Origin of the sequence: Pseudoalteromonas sp. P1-7a, from assembly GCF_001401855.1 — a bacterium.
Classification (GTDB): Bacteria; Pseudomonadota; Gammaproteobacteria; order Enterobacterales; family Alteromonadaceae; genus Pseudoalteromonas.
Map to the genome: position 1 here is coordinate 1 of NZ_LKDU01000151.1, position 234 is coordinate 234.

The following is a 234-nucleotide window of genomic DNA, read 5'->3' on the forward strand; positions in this document are numbered from 1 at the left end:
GCAAATGCTACACTATCATCGGCGCTGTTTCGTTTCACTACTGAGTTCGGCATGGGGTCAGGTGGGTCCAAAACGCTATGGTTACCAAGAAAATTCGGTTCAATTTTCTTATTTTTATTTATTAAGATTTAAGTCCTTCGACTGAATTTGGAGCCTGGCAATGTCCTACTTTCACATAGCAAATGCTACACTATCATCGGCGCTGTTTCGTTTCACTACTGAGTTCGGCATGGG

At 42.7% G+C, this 234-nt stretch carries 1 rRNA gene; it reads right to left on the reverse strand.

Annotation, left to right across the window (positions count from 1 at the left end):
• Positions 1–89, reverse strand: a 5S ribosomal RNA gene (rrf, locus tag AN389_RS19890); the annotation flags it as partial.
• Between the last annotated feature and the right edge of the window lie 145 nt (positions 90–234).